This is a genomic window from Pseudoalteromonas sp. SCSIO 43201, from assembly GCF_023716725.1.
GTDB lineage: Bacteria > Pseudomonadota > Gammaproteobacteria > Enterobacterales > Alteromonadaceae > Pseudoalteromonas > Pseudoalteromonas peptidolytica.
Genome location: NZ_CP072683.1, coordinates 2459825 through 2478542, shown reverse-complemented (window position 1 = coordinate 2478542; position 18718 = coordinate 2459825). Strand labels below are relative to the sequence as shown.

The 18718-nt window shown below is 42.9% G+C and carries 15 protein-coding genes and 1 pseudogene; 11 read left to right on the top strand and 5 right to left on the bottom strand.

The annotated features are described in order from the left end of the window. Positions 1–279: 279 nt before the first annotated feature. On the bottom strand, positions 280–1062 hold the full coding sequence (locus J8Z24_RS10565; RefSeq protein WP_252094648.1) for a hypothetical protein: 783 nt from the start codon (positions 1060–1062) through the stop codon (positions 280–282). A gap of 635 nt (positions 1063–1697) precedes the next feature. Next, the gene (locus tag J8Z24_RS10560; RefSeq protein ID WP_176032688.1) at positions 1698–2771 is read right to left on the bottom strand and encodes an SGNH/GDSL hydrolase family protein; all 1074 of its coding nucleotides are present in this window, start codon (positions 2769–2771) and stop codon (positions 1698–1700) included. Between the two features lie 639 nt (positions 2772–3410). Between J8Z24_RS10560 and J8Z24_RS10555 the strand changes: the two genes are divergently transcribed. Then, positions 3411–4232: a hypothetical protein gene (locus J8Z24_RS10555; RefSeq protein ID WP_252094647.1), complete on the top strand. Its 822-nt coding sequence runs from the start codon at positions 3411–3413 to the stop codon at positions 4230–4232. A 15-nt stretch (positions 4233–4247) separates the two neighbouring features. Further along, the gene (locus J8Z24_RS10550; protein WP_252094646.1) at positions 4248–5075 is read left to right on the top strand and encodes a hypothetical protein; all 828 of its coding nucleotides are present in this window, start codon (positions 4248–4250) and stop codon (positions 5073–5075) included. Positions 5076–5147: 72 nt separating this feature from the next. Here J8Z24_RS10550 and J8Z24_RS10545 read toward each other — a convergent pair whose 3' ends face one another. Further along, a complete protein-coding gene (locus J8Z24_RS10545; protein WP_252094645.1) occupies positions 5148–6530 on the bottom strand; it encodes a pyridoxal phosphate-dependent decarboxylase family protein in 1383 nt (460 codons plus the stop codon). A gap of 94 nt (positions 6531–6624) precedes the next feature. On the opposite strand from J8Z24_RS10545, the gene J8Z24_RS10540 reads away from it, so the two are divergent. The 4 genes and pseudogenes from J8Z24_RS10540 to J8Z24_RS10520 all read left to right on the top strand — a co-directional run bounded on the left by J8Z24_RS10540 (position 6625) and on the right by J8Z24_RS10520 (position 10223). After that, positions 6625–8007, top strand: a complete 1383-nt coding sequence (locus J8Z24_RS10540; protein WP_252094644.1) for an aminotransferase-like domain-containing protein — start codon at positions 6625–6627, stop codon at positions 8005–8007. A gap of 50 nt (positions 8008–8057) precedes the next feature. After that, positions 8058–8641: pseudogene (locus tag J8Z24_RS10530) on the top strand (nucleoside deaminase). Between the two features lie 141 nt (positions 8642–8782). Then, entirely contained in the window at positions 8783–9547 is a 765-nt protein-coding gene (locus J8Z24_RS10525; RefSeq protein ID WP_252094641.1) for a transporter substrate-binding domain-containing protein, read from the top strand. An 82-nt stretch (positions 9548–9629) separates the two neighbouring features. Next, the gene (locus J8Z24_RS10520; protein WP_252095633.1) at positions 9630–10223 is read left to right on the top strand and encodes a DUF998 domain-containing protein; all 594 of its coding nucleotides are present in this window, start codon (positions 9630–9632) and stop codon (positions 10221–10223) included. On the opposite strand, the gene J8Z24_RS10515 is transcribed toward J8Z24_RS10520, so the two are convergent. Continuing rightward, positions 10213–10860 carry a tRNA (adenine(22)-N(1))-methyltransferase TrmK gene (locus J8Z24_RS10515; protein WP_147390550.1) on the bottom strand — a complete coding sequence of 216 codons (648 nt, stop codon included), beginning with the start codon at positions 10858–10860 and terminating at the stop codon, positions 10213–10215. The genes J8Z24_RS10520 and J8Z24_RS10515 overlap by 11 nt on opposite strands. A 206-nt stretch (positions 10861–11066) precedes the next feature. On the opposite strand from J8Z24_RS10515, the gene J8Z24_RS10510 reads away from it, so the two are divergent. From J8Z24_RS10510 to J8Z24_RS10495, 4 genes are all read left to right on the top strand, one after another. Then, complete coding sequence (locus J8Z24_RS10510) at positions 11067–11912, top strand: DUF417 family protein (RefSeq protein WP_125254382.1); 846 nt, start codon at positions 11067–11069, stop codon at positions 11910–11912. Between the two features lie 397 nt (positions 11913–12309). Beyond that, a complete protein-coding gene (ovoA, locus tag J8Z24_RS10505) occupies positions 12310–14415 on the top strand; it encodes a 5-histidylcysteine sulfoxide synthase (RefSeq protein WP_147390549.1) in 2106 nt (701 codons plus the stop codon). A 118-nt stretch (positions 14416–14533) separates the two neighbouring features. After that, complete coding sequence (locus J8Z24_RS10500; RefSeq protein WP_252094640.1) at positions 14534–15643, top strand: aminotransferase class I/II-fold pyridoxal phosphate-dependent enzyme; 1110 nt, start codon at positions 14534–14536, stop codon at positions 15641–15643. A gap of 110 nt (positions 15644–15753) precedes the next feature. Then, a complete protein-coding gene (locus tag J8Z24_RS10495; RefSeq protein ID WP_176032738.1) occupies positions 15754–16317 on the top strand; it encodes a lipid-binding SYLF domain-containing protein in 564 nt (187 codons plus the stop codon). Positions 16318–16484: 167 nt separating this feature from the next. Here the strand turns inward: J8Z24_RS10495 and J8Z24_RS10490 are convergent, their stop codons facing one another. Next, positions 16485–17690: a Bcr/CflA family multidrug efflux MFS transporter gene (locus J8Z24_RS10490; RefSeq protein WP_176032682.1), complete on the bottom strand. Its 1206-nt coding sequence runs from the start codon at positions 17688–17690 to the stop codon at positions 16485–16487. 225 nt (positions 17691–17915) lie between these two features. Here J8Z24_RS10490 and J8Z24_RS10485 point away from each other — a divergent pair, with 225 nt between their 5' ends. After that, positions 17916–18713, top strand: a complete 798-nt coding sequence (locus J8Z24_RS10485; RefSeq protein WP_176032681.1) for a M48 family metallopeptidase — start codon at positions 17916–17918, stop codon at positions 18711–18713. Positions 18714–18718 lie beyond the last annotated feature (5 nt).

Sequence of the window (18718 nt, the reverse complement as noted above, 5' to 3'; positions counted from 1 at the left end):
GCAGGAAGGTACTTATCGTACCTTCAATTACTTGTATAACAGGTTGCTCTGCTCAACTCCGGCCGAACACTTTTCTTAGAGAGTTTTCATACTCTACAGGTGACTGAGCGTTGTTAGCAGAGTGCAGTTAAGCCATCAGACGATGAGGTGCGAAGTATCATCACTCATCAATTTGATTGCCAAAGAATAACTGAAAAGCTTGAAGTTATTAAGAAAATCAATGATGAAAGTGGAAAAGCGCTTATTATCCAGTTTAAACGATAGCAAGCGCAAATCAGTTTAGTTAAGCGCAAGCTTAGCAAGACTTGCGGCGATAGCAGAAAGGGAGAGTAATCGTAATAAAATGATAGCGATATCTGAACTGCCACCTGCAGATGTATTGCGATAAACTAAGGGATAGTCGAAAAATACCATTAAGTAGAGTAAGTCGAAAAGGCCGATTCTGGTGCCATTGAGCTCTACTTTTGTTCCATCTTTTAATAAGATTTCAGCAAAGCATAAATTGGCTGTGGTTTTGAGTTTCCCACTTTTTTTGTCCTTTAACAATAAATAGTGAAAAACAACCTCGCTAATGTTTTCTCTGGCAATTTTTTGCGTGCCACTTGCTCTTCCTTTAATTGCTTGAGGTGAGATAGTTAACTGTTCTTTTGATACATCCATAACCCATTGAGAGCCAAACCCGAACTTTTTATACAGCATGACTCTTTTGGTAAAAAAGATAATTAAAAATGCAAATAAACATGCTGGAAAAGCAATATAGCGTGGGTATGCTCCATCAACAACCGACGCTGTGATAGCTAAGGCAAAGACTAGTAAGGCAAATAAAAACTCAGCGCGACCACTTAGCATACCCAGAGCAGCTATAGAATTGAGCGATACTTGAGACTTATCAGTCAATTCGTTTTTGTTTTTTAAAGAAACGTATTTGAACCAAACTTTATCCGTCAGTGATAAGTCTAGAGTGTGCTTGGCTAATGACATTTGGCACCTCCTTGATGTTAATAAAAGCAATACTTTTACGCCATTTATATCGTATTTCCATGAAACTTGGAAACTTTTCATATTATCGCGTTGTGTTGAGGACAATAAATTGACAGTTTCTAGACCATCAACTGGTACATGTGTAGGAAAGCGATAGGTATAGTCCAAAAGCTAAAGAATCACGCTTCTGTGATGGCGGGCGAATTTTTAATATGTTCCAAATTGCAGAAAAAATTGAAGCAGATTTAGTAGAGGCTTGCAACTTTCCTGCCCTTATCTCGAACCATAAAAGATATAAGTGGTGCGATAAGTCATTTTTATGGATATCTTGAAAATCAAAGCCTTGCCGCTGTCATTGAAGTTACTATTTTTAAATAATACTAGAAGTAGATAGTCTGACCGTTGACCCCCATTATTTTCGTATAGGGGTCGCTGGTAAATTGCTGTACTTTGTATAGCAACGTTTGATACCGAAAAGTTATTGTTGAGACAACAACGACAAACGTACATACCATAAAGCTGCACCACCAACATGACTTTGTCGAGTACAAACAAATCTATAAAATGTACCGAGGTTGTGCAAAGGGGCAAGTACTCGTCACTGCCCCTAGTGTTTCGGTGCAACGTCAACAATCAGTTAAAATACACCTTGATTAGTATCCCCTGATTTTGTCGCTAAACATTCAGTATTAACCAAATGAACAGTACCTTTTTAACTACATTAACCGCATTTGTTTAATAAAGGTGGTAAGGTCATCAGCTATGTTTTGATGCTCTGTGGCGGTTGGATGCCAAATACAACCCTCTAAAGGGGTATCAAAGACGTGACTAAACAACATAGACATATTTTGCTGCTTGAGTCTTGCTATTGCCTCATTCGTTGCTGGAATAATAAAGTTATACGGGTAGGCAGGGCGTGGCATATAAATAATGGGCACAGCAGGGTAGCGGGCTCGTAACTGTTTAGTAAATGCAACCATAGTGTCCACCCATTGTGTTTTAACCTCTGAGATATTCTCCCATGGCTCGTTAGGGGTTGGATCGGTACTAAAGTCATTAGTACCCACTTCAATTACAATGAGTTGAGGAAATTTATCTTCAAAGCTGCTGTTATCAGTAAATACAGCAGACATTTTATCATAGTAGTGTGTCAGCGTATGATGAGGCTGGTTGCCTCCCCAATTTCGGATCAAACCTAGGCCAGAATATGAAACTTGGGTGAAACTTGCATTCAACTGCTGAGCACTTATATAGGGAAATGCGTGGCGCGCATTACTTAAGTCGACAATTTCACTCCATTCACATTGCCTTTGGGTAGATTCACTACCAAATCCAGCGCTAATTGAATCGCCAATAAACAAAATGTGAGGCTTAGCCGTTTGTATTGGTGTTAATCTTCCCTCTACGTCGACACTCACGATTTGTGCATTATTTGAATAGTTTTCCCAGCGTTTGACCAACTTAATGATAACGGTTTCTTCTGTGGTACTTTCAAAAAGCGTAAAAGTTTGAGTAGCGCCACTGGGATCCGTCAGTAATTTTTTCGAGAACTCTCCATTGATCAATACGTCAAATTGGTCGCCGAAACCCTTTAGAGCAATATGAAAAGCCCGGCCGGTCAACTTTGTGTGAAGCTGTGTGCCTGGCCAGTTAAAACTGACATGCCCATTTTCATAGTTTTTATTAACACGCCCTTCATAGTGAATAGCGTGGTGTGTTGCGCTGAGCGATGAGGCAACTGCGAGATTTAGGGATGCAATCGCAGCGACAGTCATTAAGGTTTTAAACATGTTGTATTCCTTGTGAAATTATTCGCCTATTACTGTAACTGCTTTGTGTTTATTTTTGAGTGGTGAAGAGGTTGAATTTTATTCAACTGAGCTTGCTTTTTTGTACCTGAAATATGGTATAAATCCATCTGTTGTTGCAGGTTAGCTTGTATTGACGCAGATCCGATAAGGAGTTTAGGACGTTAGGGGGAATATTACTCAATGTATTAGTGACACTGTTGATTGTCACATCATTGGCTTGGACACTTTTCCATTGGAAAGTCGTTTTACTGGGTGTACAAAAAATAGCAGTAATAGCTTTTATCAGCTGGGTCGAGCAGCGTGGTGGTTTATCATTTTATCCACCCTGTATTATTAGTTGGCATTTGGTTTTTGGCGCTCAACTTAAGTATGTTGATCTTTTGCCTGATAGTGGTGCATGGCGCGTTTGGACGTATTTTTGCTACCAATATTGACGCGCGTTAACGGTCATGTAACGCTACAAAATTGCACGAGTGATAAGTAATATTAAAAATATCATAGCGCTTGAAATACAGCTACACTAAGACCTATTGATGTTGTCAGCTTTTTGACAAAGCTGACTGCTCTCAAACACAATATAAAAATAACATCAGCCAAATCATGCTCTAAGGAACGATTATGCCAAATTCGCAACCCGGTACTGTACTAAGTAATGCACAAATAAGAGCGGCAGCCTTAACCACAACAAATACCAATGAAGTACCTGCTACCAAGCAGTTTGCCGTCAATGCTACCGGTAATTTATTTATCGCAAGCACGCTCAATAGCACAGCAGGTGGCAGTGTGTTGCCACAAGAGGCTGAAAGTGCCTTTGGCGAGGTGAGTGTGTTTTTTGCCGCGCTCACTAAAGCCATGGCGCAGGCAGGAACTAGCTTATATGACTATGATGCGCTGAATAAATTGGTGTCAAGCTCGGGGCTGTTTGTCAAAGTGACAGAGAGCAATATCGAGTTTGAAAGCAAGCAAAGCGGTGTAACTTTATCGGGTCAACTTATCCAAACCTTATTGGGGCTCAGTGGTAACCTTGCCTCTATCGGTAAGTCGTTGATGGATATGATAGCGGGTATGGGGCAGGCCTCGGTCAGTATTAGTGCAAACTCAGATAGTCAGGACAAAAAGGTCGGCACCATTATTTTTGTGTGTGAATATTTGCTTGGCGCTATTTCTATTTCACCAATTATTATCTCTGCGGATGCAAGTGATGTTAAATCTATTTGGCAAGCGGGTCCCTGTTTAAAAGGCGGTCATACAGAAATACAATTGACGCTCTGCAAGTCAGTCTATTTATTTGTGCCCCCCGCTTTTGTGAAACAGGCGGCGTCGTTGAATGAAGCAATGTCAGATCCTGAATTTAATAATCTGATTGAGTCTATGCGTAGCGTGATTGCGCCGCCTTCAAAAAGCACTCCTGTGGACAACGCGGCTAAAAAGGACAACTAATTTTGGGAGAAAGCAATGTTCTCAAAATGGTTTAGTAAAACAGCGCCGCCGAAACAGGTAACACAGCAACCAATTTACACGCCAATCACTAAACATTATGTGTTTAATGAAACGGGTAACATTATGTTGTGCGCAACGGCAGATAGCATTCAAAGCTTTGACGTCGACTTAAAGAGTGCGTTTGTTGATATTAGTGTGTTTTTTGCTGCCATGACAAAGGCGGTCACATCAACTATAAACCCAGTGACTGGGAAACCATTTTCGATATTTAACTATCAAGCGGTAAAAAATATCTTGGCCGGATCCGGTTTGTTTATAGAGACAAACGTGGAAGAAGGAACCTTCAGCCATGATGGTGTGGGAAGCTCTCTTGGAAAAGCCTTGTTCCAGCATATTTTGAATCGAGAGTTTTCTGAAAAGCAATTACCCTTTGCGAAGTCGATGTTTAATGGCATGCAGTACCAAAGCGCAAGGGCGGCAGAGCAATCTTCCATGTCTGAAGAGCAGAAAAAATTATGCCGCAGCGGCAGCATTTTCTTTATCGGTGAATTATTAATGGGGGTGCCGCAAACGTCGGCTATTTTGTTGAGCATTGAGCCACAAAGTGTTGCAGACACACCCTCTGACACGCAAAGTGACTGGCAGGATTTGTTTTCATTGGTTGGGCTAGATGAAACAAGGCATCAAGCAAAGCACATTGTACGCCACTGGAAATTTAAAAAACGTACTTACTTGTTTGTCCCACCTCAGTTTATTGCTCACGGTGTGGCAGGGCTTGGAGATCTAGCCAACGCTGATTTTGAAGAGTATAGCCGCACATTAGCACAGAGCATCTCTAAATAATCTGAGCAAAAAAACGAGAGTTAGCCCATTCCTTATCCAAGCTTCAGGTTAAATAACCCGAGCAAATAGGTATTAAAGTGCTTTGATTATCTCAGTTAAGGCGCTTTTTGCTATATCTAAATCAACTTGCTCAGTTTGCCAATTGCTCAAGGCTGCGCGGATCACCTTTTGCCCTTGCCAGCTACCCGGGCTGACAAAAATGCGGCCATCTGCGTTAATTGCTTGGAGTAATCGTTTGGTGGCGCTATCGTCTTGACCTTTAGGTTTGAATAACACCACGTTGAGCTTGCCGTAGTACACCAATTCATAGTCAGGTGAGCATGCAAACCAGTCAGCAAGTTGCTGGGCTTGGTCGATATTCTTACCCACCCATTGGCGAATGCCCTGTTTACCGTAAGCAAGTAACGACATCCACACCGGCAGTGCTCTAAAGCGACGCGAGTTCTCGACTCCCATTGAAAAGAAATCAGGCTCACACTTTGAGGTGACTAAATAAGGTGCTGGCACGTCACAGCTGGCAACTAAATAGTCAAGATGGCGAGTTAAAAACACACCGCAGTCGTATGGGACATTGAGCCACTTATGGGCATCAAGGGTAATGCTGTCTGCCAGCTCAATCCCTTTAGTACGCCCATTTGCGCCATGGATAACTCGCTCAAAAATACCAAAGGCGGCATCGACGTGAAGCCAAGCTTGATGTTTGTCGCACAAGGCGCGGATTTGCATTAAGTCATCAAAATCCGTTCCTGTCACGGTAGCGGCGCTGGCGATCACAATCTTGCTTTTAGCTTGACTGTTGTCTAATGCTAATTCTAGTGCGCGGATGTCGGTGGCTTCATTATTTGGCTGGGTTTTTATACGAATAAGTTGATTGCGCCCTAGTCCTGCAAGGCCTAACGCTTTCAACATGCTGGCATGTGGAGTTGCGCAAAAGACGGCAACATCTAAACCAAACACACCATCTTCTGCGACATTAATACCTTGCTGGTGGCCTGCAAATTGCCTAGCGACAACCGCCCCTAAATAATTGGCAGCAGTTGCTCCTGTGGTAAAAAGGCCATCAAAACTTGAGGGTAGCTCAAATAACTCGGTTAACCAGCGAATGGTTTGCCTTTCAATATTCGTTGCAATTGAGCCATCACCTTTAGACACATTTTGGTCATAGGTCGAGACCAACCAATCGGCAAAAGTGGCAATTGGGGTTGCTCCACCTGTAACAAATCCCCAATATCGCGGCCCTGTACTGACACTTAGGTTCGGAACTACGTGCTCACTAAATTGTTTTACAAGGTGCTCAATTGTCATGCCGGAGTCACTCAGGCAGAGCTCAGGCGGCGCAATATTTTGTCCTGTGACGGGGCGATTTTTACTTGATTCAATAAATGCAGTGGCGAGTTCAGAAAATGCAGAGAGTAACTGCGGCAATTCATGCCATGCGTTTAATGCTGCTTTCATGTGTATTCCTTGTGTGAAACGGTTACTGGAATTTCAGTGTAACTTACGCAAAAATAAGGTACAGATACAAAAAGGTGAAAGTTAAGGGGTACAGATGGCGAGAAAGTTTATCGCTTTGAGTGAGCAGGTGATTACTGACATCAACAATGGTGTGCGTCAGCAGGGAGAAAAAATGACTTCACTTCGCACGTTTGCAAGTCAACATAAGGTGAGTATGAGTACCGCCATACGAACGTATGAAGAGTTACAGGATAAAGGTTTTTTGGTCGCGCAGGCCAAGTCTGGGTTCTATATATGCAAACCGAGTTACACAAATAATCATATTGATTTTGCTCAATTTAATAGTGAAATCAAGCCACCCAAACGTATAGGTGACAGTGCTTCTCTCACCCTAAATACGATGCTGTCTACCGCACAGGTAACTCCGGAATTTATGCCAACTCAGCGACTCACCAAATTCGTGAAACAGGCTTTTGACTCACCGCAACTTCACCACTTTCATTACCCAAATGCAAAAGGGCTTACGGCATTAAAAGACAGTATAGAAAACCATTTTAAGCAAAAAGGCCTGGCAATAAAATCAGAACAACTTGTCGTGACCAGTGGTTGTATTCAAGCTGTCATGGCTGCGCTCAAAGCGGTAACGGTGGCGGGGGATTGTGTGGTGGTATCATCTCCTTGCTATCAAGGTTTGTTGCAATTACTCGGTGCGTTGGGACTCAACGTGATTGAAATTCCGTCGACCCCTGAGGGACTAGATCTAGCAGAGCTTGAGCGTGTGGTGAAGGAGCTGCCTGTCTCTGCGTGCTTGATCACCGCAAATCATCAAAACCCAACTGGGCATAATCTATCTATTACACAGAAGAAATGGTTGGCACAGTTTGCCAGTGACAATCAGCTTGTCATTATAGAAGATGACGTGTTTGGTGAGCTTAGTCACAACCATACAATGCCATTGCCTATCAAGGCGTGGGACAAAGACGGTTATGTGATCTGGTGCAGCTCGGTATCGAAAACTTTAGCACCGGGTTTGCAGGTAGGGTGGTGTGAAGCTGGGCGTTACAAAAATCAAGTAAGTAGAGTGTTACAAGCATTCCATGGGATCCCGAATCCTTGCTTACAATTAGCGGTGTCACGTTTTATTGAAACCGGACATTATCAGCGTCACCTGCGAGAGCTAAATCGAGTGCTTGCATCACAATGCCACGCGTATCGAGACTATCTGAAGTTACATTTACCGAGTACGTGCAAAATTTCATCGCCACGAGGCGGAATGGCGCTTTGGTTAAAATTGCCTAATATTGATTGTGAGCAACTGGTCGTATATATGGCAACACTCGGTGTGGAAATACGCCCTGGTAGCGCTTTTACTAGTCGAGATTTATACCAAGATCATCTTCGTATAAATTGTGGTTGGCCACTGGCGCAGGTAAGACCCTGGTTAGATAAGTTATGTGACTATGTCCTCCATAATTGAGCCAAATTACCGCGTTAGGATATGGCTAAAATTACAAGGAAAAAATACAGGTGACATCATTACTTAATGCGAACTCAACTATCACGCAAGCAGTACTTAACGCAATTGCACATATGCCAACTCAAAGTCTTGGGGTATTAATCAATGATGAGTTGGCTCGTAAGTTTGAAGATAGTGATTTTATGCGTATAGCCGTGTTACTCGCACAAAAAAGCTATGATGAGGGGGATGTCCAATTGGCGCTGTGATTGTTGACAATAATACGAATCAAATTGTTGGTAAAGGACACAACACCTTGGTGCAAGAGAGCCACCCCTACAATCATGGTGAAACCTCAGCGATTAGAGATGCAGGCCGTATGGACTTTAGCAAAACAACCTTGTTTACCAGCCTCAGTCCTTGTGATGTGTGTGCTACTTTACTCTATATGCGTGGCTTCCAACGTGTAGTAGTTGGAGATATTACCAACGCATCAGGCAATGAGCCATTATTAGAAAGTAAAGGCGTGCAGGTGGATATTCTCGAAGATCAGCAGGGGATTGAACTGTATGGGCGGTTTCGTGCCGAAAAGCCAAATCAAGATCTAGAAGATTGGCAAGGAGTGGCCGCAGTAAAAAGCGCAAGTTGTGAGTAGTCGTTGATGTTAAAAAGGGACAGTGTGAAGGTGTTATGTTTTATGCTGGTTGGATGAGCAATGTTAGGGTTCACTCAAAATTGAATTATAAGGTGAATACAGGCACACTGATGATATGATTATTCAGCTTATAGAGATAAAATGACTCGGGTCGCATTATTGCTTATCGCGCTGTTTGTTTCGGCTCAATGTATAGCACAGAATCGCGCTGTGGTTCGTTTTGTGGCGGAAGATTTGCCTCCTTATCATTTTATTAACGCTGAAGGTAAAGCGGATGGTGGTTTAGTTGTCCTTGCTCAAGCACTTGCAGCACAGGCGAATTTAGTTGCTGAAATAGAAATAATGCCGATGGCTAGAGTGCGTCATCAATTTGAAAGTCAGTCAAATGTAGCGCTGTTATCTTGGTTAAAAACCCCCACTCGTGAGATGCACTTTAGATTTTTGGGGACTATGTGCCATGCATCTGCTTCGCTCATAGGACTAAAAAAGTCACCAACACTTATCCAAAACCTGAATGCCGCGAAACGCTACCGAACTGGCACAATTCGGGGCTATTATAGCGAGACATTTCTTAAACAACATGGTTTTACTGAAGGGTATGAATTAGTACTAGTATCGAATTATGAAAGCCTGTGGAACCTTTTGTTTAAAGGGCGAATTGATCTTGTCTTAACGAATACCCTAACGTTAGAAAAAGAGCTGAGCGCCTTAGAGTTGGATCCTTCAGCGATTGAGCATAAGCTTATCTTAGCGCAGTTTCCAAGTGAGCTGGCGCTTGCTGTAAATGCAAAGTTTCCAGATGACTTAGCAAAACGTTTGCAAGACTCGTTGGCAGAGCTTCGTCAAAATGGCCAACAGCAGACTATCCTTGAAAAGTGGAAAATACGTTCAGTAAATTCGCATTAATCTTAAATATAAGAAGATTGTTTGTTCTTACACTTAGTATAGAATGGATGACGCGAGATGTTATGTTGCAGGGATAGATAAAGTGTATCAAGAATGGATGAGCTACTTAGGTGTGGTAGCAAGCGTATGGTTTTTTGCTGGTGTATACCTAGCTGCCAAGCGTTACCCTGATTATAGTCATGTTAATCAATTTTGTAGTGAACTAGGGGCCTGTGGTAGTCCAACACAGGACTTATCACCAAGAGTTAATAATTATCCACTAGCTTTGATATTTTGCGGTTTTGGTTTTTATGTGATCTCACATCCACAGGGCAATTGGGCACTTGACAGCACCGGCGTATTAATTATGTGCCACGGTATAGCAACAGCGGTAGCGGGGGGTTTTCCGATGGACGCTGATCCATATACAACAACTCCAGGTCAGGCATGTAATATTCATTCATGGGCTGGGGTTGTCATGTTGCTAAGTTTACTTATTGCACCATTGTTGGTGTGGTTTGTAACCCCGCTTGAAAAAGGCTTTGCGTGGTTTTCTACGGCGTGTGTACTGATGTGCATTGGTTTTAGCTTCAAGTTGGCAAAAGCCTACAAGCTAAAGCGCGGCGTAGGCTTGTATCAGCGCCTCAGTTACGGTGCTCAATTAGTGTGGTTAAGTGCGTTAGCCGTTATATTTTAACTTTCTGGTACGCCGCTAAAACAGCCTGCGCTTCAGGTTTACCTTTTGCGACGCGGGTATAGTGAGTTTGGACTTTTGCTAAATAGCGTGCTGATAGTTCCCCTTGCTGCCAAATTGCATCACCTAGAGTAGTAATCATGCTGCCCGTTTTATACGTGCTCAGGTAAAGCACTTCGTAGATCCGGTTATTCTCTTCCACAAGCCGCTCTTCTACCACATTTAAGTTTAGGGTTTGTAGCGTGTTTCTCAGTGTATATTGGTGGTGCACTGGACAGAGTAAAAAATCAACATGATTATCGTAATTGGCACAAATATCCCGCATCAAGTTAGCCGTTAAATCGCCACCAACGCCTGCGATAATAACCAATTGCCTACCGTGATGTTGGGCGAGTGGTAGCTTGGCAACATCGAGAGCGTATAGGCTATAGCGTGAGACTTGAGTGTCAAAAAAACGCTGTAAGTTGCTTTTTACTTTGTCAATGAGTTCAGGCACTACATCTACGAAGTGGATATGTGCTTCACTCGAGAGCAAAAACTGTGCACCTAATTGACCATGGTCGCAGCAGCAATCCCAAATATGTTGATAGTCTTTATCGACAATATCGTGTAGAGCTTGTAAACGTTTTCCTAACTTCAAATACGTACCTATTCATTGCGAGAATAATGATGTTCAGTATTATACCGACTAGCTTAATAAAGTGTTCGACTTTGAGTAAGAACCTTTTGATTTATATCGGTGCACAGCTCAATTCAAGCGCGGTATAGCCATCATTTACATTAAAAAGTGAATGAACTTTTTCATATCTAAGGTCTAGTATGCAATAGCAGATGAAGAGGTTGGATATGTATTCCAAAACAGTTGATTATTCCGTTGCAAGCTTATTGGTGGTGAGCTTAGTGTTGCTTGGTATTTCATTCTTATTTGGTGCTGGTGCCAATTCGGTATCGAGTGCATTTGATTTTTATGGTCTCACCGATGTCATGCCTATATCTAACCTAGGGATGGTATCTGGCGTTGTATTAATGGTAACTAGTGGTTTTGTGGTGTTGCACCAAAGCAAAAGCATCGCAGCGCCTCTGCCACTGGCCGCGATAGCAGTTGTGTGCTTGTTCACTTTAGGTACTTTGCTTGCTGATAATCGTTGGATAGCTGCACATGGTGGGTTCCCAGTTATTGGCTCAGGGCAGGGAGTCATAAAATATTTTGCTCTCTTACCTATTGCTCTTTTTCTTTATTGTCGCCATCAGCTGAGTAAAAAGACGTTAATTTGGTGGAACTATTTCCCAGTCGCTTTGGTATTATTTTGGATTGGTGGAATGAAGTTCCTTGAGCTTGAAGCCAAAGCCATTGTTCCCTTAGTTGAAACTTCACCTTTTATGTCTTGGATGTATGAGTTATTTACCGTTCAAGAAGCTTCAAATGTAATCGGTATATACGACCTCTTGATGGCGATACTGTTGGGAATTGGTATTTGGTTTAATTATCGGCCACTGCTTATCGTCGCTTGGCTTGGTTGTATCGCGGTGTTTGTGATGACACAGACCTTTCTATTTACAGCGATGGGGGCATTGAGTGACACGAGCTTACTGACGGGACTTGGGCAGTTTGTGATCAAAGATTTGTGGTTTATTGCAAATATGCTCATTATTGCTTATCTCACCTTCGATCACCGTAAAAATGAACAGTAAGGTGTGACAGCGATTCATCGTTTGGATGTTATAAAGAAGTGGTTTAGACGGCCACTTTTTTACTTTCTAGGGGAGCAGTTGGGCACAAGTGCGGTTGTGTTAACTTTTTTATAAAAATAAGCCCGTCGGCAGTGAAAATTAAATGTGAATAAGTTAAGGTCATAAAAAGTTTATTTGTGTGGTCTAAGCTTCATGGACGTACGTATAGACCTCATTCATCGAGCTTAACCATCGCTGAGTGCTGTGTAGCTGGCTTACAACATAGCGAAAATCCAAACTATATGGGTGTGCTATGTATTAGCGACACTGTGCGGTGAGAGGTTATCGGTAAAAGATTAAGAGCTGCATGCAGCGACATTGTGTGTACCTGGTTAGCAAGTTTAAAGAAGATTATTTTATGGAAAGACCAAATACATTAAAGCCGATCTGGCTTTCGGGTGATGATGTGGCGAAGAAGCGCGCACAAATTAAGGCGTACTTCAACAATAGCTGGCAACAATACGAATCCTTATTTAGCAATATCAACAATGACGACGCGTACTTTGTAAAAGCGGAAAGGTTAAGGCACCCACTAATTTTTTATTTTGGTCACACAGCTTGTTTTTACATCAATAAATTGATGTTAGGAAAATACATAAATCAGCGACTTAATCCGCATATTGAGTCTACTTGTGCTGTTGGTGTAGATGAAATGTCTTGGGACGACCTTGATAGTAATAACTATGATTGGCCAAGTGTTGATGAAGTGAGAGCTTATCGGCAGCAGGTTAATACGTTGATTAATACACTTATCGATTCAATGGATATCAGTTTACCTATCACACAAGACAGCCTTGCTTGGGTGATTTTAATGGGAATTGAACATGAGCGTATTCACCTTGAAACTTCTTCTGTAATAATCCGCATGTTACCGCTAGCTGATTTAACACTCCAGCCCGGTTGGAGTGCGTGTGACGAGCATGGCGATGCGCCGGAAAATGCTTTGGTTCCTGTGGCGGGAACCGATATTCGCCTAGGCAAGCCTGAGTCAAACCAAACGTACGGGTGGGACAACGAATATGGCGTACAAGACGTTAACGTCGCGCCTTTCAAAGCCAGTAAATACTTGGTTTCGAATCAAGAGTTTTTAGCATTTGTTGAAGCCGGTGGTTACAAAAGCCCAGAGTTTTGGACTGACGAGGGCAAAAAGTGGTTGGCGTCAACAAAATCAACAATGCCACGTTTTTGGCTTTCAAAAGAAGGGAGCTATTGGCAGCGTAACTTGGCACAAGAGATCCCACTTCCGCTCAATTGGCCGGTAGAGGTAAATTATCTTGAAGCCAAAGCATTTTGTAATTGGAAGTCAGCTCAAAACGAAGCTCATATACGTTTGCCAACAGAAGCTGAGTGGCAGGTACTTCGTGACAAGTTAGATACCGATCTGCCTACATGGAGCGAAGCGCCTGGCAATATCAACCTTGAAGTGAGTGCTTCAAGTTGCCCAGTTAACCGTTTTGAAACGGCAGGTTTATTCGACATTATTGGTAATGTCTGGCAATGGACTGAAAGTCCGATTGATGCGTTTACCGGTTTCAAAGTGCACCCTTTGTATGATGACTTTTCGACTCCCACTTTTGACGGTAAACACAATTTGATCAAAGGTGGTTCGTGGATCTCAACGGGTAACGAAGCGGTTCGTGATTCTCGCTATGCGTTTAGACGGCACTTCTTCCAGCATGCAGGATTTAGATACATTGAAAGTGACAGTCCAGACGTACCGGTGCAAAAAGTGAACTTATGCGAAATGGACGTGGATGTAGCCAATGACTTACTAAGCCACTACGGTAAACCGGTTATGAATTTTGACAACCCGTTGCAAAGCGTTGTGTCGCACTTAATGAAACACTATCAAGGTCAAACAAATAAAGCACTTGATCTTGGGTGTTCTGTTGGTCGTGCGAGTTTTGAGCTTGCTCAATATTTTAGTCAAGTAGATGGTATTGATTTCACAGCTCGTAATATCCAGCATGCGTTAGCATTAAAAGACGGGACGCCAGTGCGCTTTGCCACAGAAATTGAGGGTGAAATAGTTGACTTTCATGAGGTGTCTACAAAGCAGCTAGGCTTTAACGAACTGAGCGAGCGTATTCATTTTTGTCAGGGAGATGGCCACAACCTTAAGCCACAATTTGCAGATTATGATTTGATTTTGTGTCATCGCTTAGTGGAATACTTATACTCACCTAAAACCTTTTTAAATCAAATTAAATCGCGTTTAAACTCAGGTGGTATTTTGGCTATCAGCTCAGCCTATCAGTGGGACAAATCGTTGACTGAATCAGAAAATTGGCTTGGCGGTTATAAGGTGAGTGGCGAAAATGTCACAGGGCGTGATGGCTTAGAGATTTTGCTAGGCCGAGATTTTGAGTTAGTTGCGCAAGATGAAGTCATGTCTGCCTTTGCTAAAAATGCTCGCAAAGTGGAGCTAGAGCGTTGCCAGCTGACGTTATGGCGACTGAAATAATTAGCGCTAGGCTGGCTTTGAGTCTGCCATTCGCTGTCTAGTGCCGAGCTTAAATGGCAAAGTACGTCAATAAAACATACCAGCCGCTGTGCTGGTATGTTACTTATTAGGTTGAATAATGGAACTAGTATTACCCGATCACATCAAGTTTGGTCAAAGTCTTACAGCGCCTGTTGATATTAATTTAAGCGATTCTTGTGCCCAAGGCGTGGCACTTAACACGCTTGTTGAATTGGCAGGTGAAGCTTGGTTTGAGCGTGAGCTTAGTTATAGCCCAATGGCGGGCAGCGACATGCTGCGGGCTGCGATTAAAGCCTATCATTTGCAACCACAGGTAGTGTTAAGCCAAGAGCAGATAGTCACATTTAGTGGCGCGCAGGAGGCTATCTTTACGGTGATGGCGCAACTGCTAAGTCCGCAAGATGAAGTATTGGTCTTTACGCCAAGTTATCCATCACTGGCAAAATTACCCACTCAATTTGACGCCGTAGTTAAATCCATCCCTTTACAAGCTAATAACCAGTGGCAATTTGATATCGAGCGACTTAAGCGTGAGGCAAACACTAAAACCAAATTGATTATCATCAATGCGCCCCATAACCCCACTGGCGCTACCTTGTCTGATAAGGATGTGGAGGAAATTAAAAGGCTTGCACAGCACTTTGATGCTTATATCTTAAGTGATGAGGTATCAGCACAACGTGCAGATGATGCACGTATTGCAAGCGGTCGCTTCGCTGATTACGCAAAGTCAATTACTTTGGGTGTGTTATCTAAAAGCTTAGGGTTACCAGGAGTTCGGGTTGGTTGGGCAATATGTGGTAACAAAGCGCTTGCCGATCTCCTGTTGGCAGGTAAAAGCTACTTGAGCATTTGTGGCAGTCAAGTAGACGATATGCTGGCTTCAACCGCATTAAATCATAGCGACATTATCTTAAAAGAAAATGCCAAAATAATGGCTCGCAACGAAGCGGCAATGTGTGAATTTGTTCGTCAACATTCGCACAAAGTGAGCTGGGTAGCTCCCCAAGGTGGTGTGCTCTCGTTACTACAAATTCACTCAGTTAATGATGCTAAGAGCTGGTCTCGGCAATTTGCAGAAGCGACAAGCACGCTACTGCTGCCTGCAAACTTATTTGTGATGAACAGTGAATGTCATTTTCGTTTAGGCACCGGCAAGCAAAGCTTTATTGAAGGATTAACTCGCCTCGAGTCATACCTACAATAATACTTGCTCATCATCACAAGCTATCCAGACAATATAGTATTAATCCCGCATTCAAACTGATTGACTATGATAGAAGGTAGAACGAAAAATAGTACTGGAAGGAAAAAGTGATGATCAACGTTAAATCTGTGATGATGGGCTGCTTTGCTATGATGCTCAGTGCCTGTGCGTCTATGGGAGATGGTGACACAGCACAAAAGCAACGTGCAATCTTGGATATGAAAAATGAAGTACTGACTCAACTCTACAGTAAAAAGCCAGATACACGCGCCCAGATAGCCGCAGCACCGGGATACGCGGTTTTTTCCAATGCCAATGTCAATTTGTTATTTGTATCAGCTGGAACGGGTTATGGTGTTGTACATGATAACACTGCTGGACAAAATACTTATATGAACATGGCCGAAGGGGGCGTAGGTCTCGGAGTGGGCGTTAAGGACTATCGTATAGTCATGGTTTTTCATAGCAAAGCGGCAATGGATAAGTTTGTGACTTCTGGATGGACCTTTGGTGGCAACGCAGATGCTGCGGCAAAAGCTGCTAACAAGGGGCGTTCGGTAGAAGGCGAGGCGTATTATGGCGATGTCACTGTGTATACCTTTACACAAAGCGGCTTGGCCTTACAAGCAACAGTAAAAGGTACCAAATTCTGGAAAGATAAGGAACTGAACTAATACCAATTAGACTTAATACTTGCTCGCTTTGAAGGAGTAAATCTGACGCTAACAGGACGCGGAAGCGGTGTTATCGACAAGGTTTTCTCGCCTCAAAATCGACCAATTAATTAAGAAAATTGGTATAACTTTAAAAGAAGCCCCGAATAGTGACGGGGCTTTTCTTTTTATTCGGCGACGTTTTCACGCTTGAGCCGTTTTTCAAAACGTCGAGTGAGCAATTGGCAGACGATGATCAATACAATAGCTGCAAACATAAAGCTAGAAAACGGTAAAGGTGACTCAGGAGTCGCTAGTGCAAGGAGCGGGCCGACCAACGCGCCGCTACCAAACCTCAGCGTTCCAATTACAGCCGTTGCCGTGCCTGTTTGATGTTCAAATTGCAATAGTATTAACGCATCAGCATTACTGGCAATAATGCCAAGACTCATCATCAATGGTGCTATTGCAGAGGCTAGCACCCATACTGACACTGACTGACTACTCAATATGACCAAAAGTGTGGAAAAGATAACGCCAATTGTCAGGCCAATATTGAGCATTTTTCTTGAGCCTAATCTTGGAACTAAGCGCGTATTCGCGAAGTTACCCAACATAAGGGCGATTACATTCATAGCAAATAGCACACCGAACAATTGCTCTGTGATACCGTAGTATTCAAGGTAAATAAATGAAACTGAAGTTAAAAAACAAAAGAATGCGAATGAGGCCAACATCGAAGACAGAATGTCGTAGCGTGCCTTTTTTTCTGTCAGAACTATACGATAGTTTTTCAGGAAAAATGACAAGCTAAGCGGTACGTCAGCTTTGGTTGGAATTGCAATACAAAAAAACTGTAAGGCAACAACTACCAAAACTGCATATAGTGCTAAAAACCAAAAAATAGCATGCCAATCAAAGTACAGCAAAATCACAGCACCCAAAGACGGAGCAACAAGTGGTGCGATCATCATAATCATCGAGACATAGGACATTCCCTTGGCGGTGTGCTCTTTGTAGTAGTATCGTATTACACCCGGCACAACCACCGTTGCAGCAGCACCACAAAATGCTTGAACGACACGTAAGAGGCAAAACATATCGATGTCATTGGTTAATGCGAGCCCGACAGACGCTGCGGTAAATCCAGCCAATCCGAATATTGCCAAGGTGTGCCTAGAAAACTTGTCAGCAAGTGGACCAAATACCATCATGCCGACTGCATAGCCTGCCAAGTAGCTACTGAGAGAGACTTGTACTTGCTCAAGTGGGCTATTCAAGCTATCAGCAATCGCAAGCATCGCAGGGAGATAAAGGTCGATAGCCAAGGGCGTAATTGCAACAATACTAGCCAATAACGGTAATAGAATTGCAGGGAGTGTTGATGACTTCATATGTTGGTATTGTTACCTTATTGCTCTAACAAAAAATATACTCATCAGATGAACTTAAAATGATGAAGAAGCCGTACGCGCTAAAGCAGTACGATTAAAAATGCTGTTCTGATAAGCCGTGGTTCATGAAAAATTTTTTATATTGTACTAAGTTAGTCTCGTTAAGTGACGAAATTGCGGTAAACTTAGAACACTTTGGTTGTAAAATAAGAAAAGGAACAAGTTATGAAAAAACTGGTTCTCGCGATCGCGGTTGCAGCAACGCTGGTTGGCTGTAAAACATCGCCTACTGGACGTACTCAGTTAGCACTATACTCAGAACAACAAATGGACCAAATGGGTGTTGCAAGCTTTGAGCAGATGAAACAGGAGCAAAAGGTTTACCTAAGCGCAAATACTAATCGCTACGTCAAGTGTATTGCAAATGCTTTAATAGCGCAACTGCCAACGCACTATGCAAATCAGCAATGGGAAGTGGTGGTATTTGAGGATGACTCTGCGAACGCATTTGCGCTGCCTGGGGGCAAAATTGGCGTACATACTGGCATTCTAAATGTAGCTGAAAACCAAGATCAATTGGCGGCGGTGATGGGTCACGAGGTCGGTCACGTTATTGCAGAACACGCAAATGAGCGAGTGTCTCAAAGCAGTATTTTGCAATTAGGGCTTCAAGCAGGTGCCGCTGTGCTTGAAATGAATAACGTCGAATACCGAAATGCGATTTTACAGGGGTTGGGCTTGGGGGCGCAATATGGTGTTGCGTTACCGTTTAGTCGCTCACATGAGAGTGAGGCAGATGTTATAGGTCTGGACTTGATGGCTAAGGCCGGTTTTAACCCAGAAGGTTCTGTTGCGCTTTGGCAAAACATGGCCAAAATGAGTGAGCAGCGCCCACCAGAGTTTATGTCTACACACCCCGCGCCAGAAAACCGCATAAAGCAGCTTGAGGCAAATATGGTCACTGCTAAGGCAACCGCGAATAAGGCCAGAGCTAGTGGCTTTACTCCAAGCTGTAAACGCTAGCTATC

Coding starts and splice junctions, on each gene's coding strand:
- J8Z24_RS10565 (WP_252094648.1), bottom strand. CDS start 1,062: ATGAAAAGTTTCCAAGTTTCATGGAAATACGATATAAATGGCGTAAAA.
- J8Z24_RS10560 (WP_176032688.1), bottom strand. CDS start 2,771: ATGTTTAAAACCTTAATGACTGTCGCTGCGATTGCATCCCTAAATCTC.
- J8Z24_RS10555 (WP_252094647.1), top strand. CDS start 3,411: ATGCCAAATTCGCAACCCGGTACTGTACTAAGTAATGCACAAATAAGA.
- J8Z24_RS10550 (WP_252094646.1), top strand. CDS start 4,248: ATGTTCTCAAAATGGTTTAGTAAAACAGCGCCGCCGAAACAGGTAACA.
- J8Z24_RS10545 (WP_252094645.1), bottom strand. CDS start 6,530: ATGAAAGCAGCATTAAACGCATGGCATGAATTGCCGCAGTTACTCTCT.
- J8Z24_RS10540 (WP_252094644.1), top strand. CDS start 6,625: ATGGCGAGAAAGTTTATCGCTTTGAGTGAGCAGGTGATTACTGACATC.
- J8Z24_RS10525 (WP_252094641.1), top strand. CDS start 8,783: ATGACTCGGGTCGCATTATTGCTTATCGCGCTGTTTGTTTCGGCTCAA.
- J8Z24_RS10510 (WP_125254382.1), top strand. CDS start 11,067: ATGTATTCCAAAACAGTTGATTATTCCGTTGCAAGCTTATTGGTGGTG.
- ovoA (WP_147390549.1), top strand. CDS start 12,310: ATGGAAAGACCAAATACATTAAAGCCGATCTGGCTTTCGGGTGATGAT.
- J8Z24_RS10500 (WP_252094640.1), top strand. CDS start 14,534: ATGGAACTAGTATTACCCGATCACATCAAGTTTGGTCAAAGTCTTACA.
- J8Z24_RS10495 (WP_176032738.1), top strand. CDS start 15,754: ATGATCAACGTTAAATCTGTGATGATGGGCTGCTTTGCTATGATGCTC.
- J8Z24_RS10490 (WP_176032682.1), bottom strand. CDS start 17,690: ATGAAGTCATCAACACTCCCTGCAATTCTATTACCGTTATTGGCTAGT.
- J8Z24_RS10485 (WP_176032681.1), top strand. CDS start 17,916: ATGAAAAAACTGGTTCTCGCGATCGCGGTTGCAGCAACGCTGGTTGGC.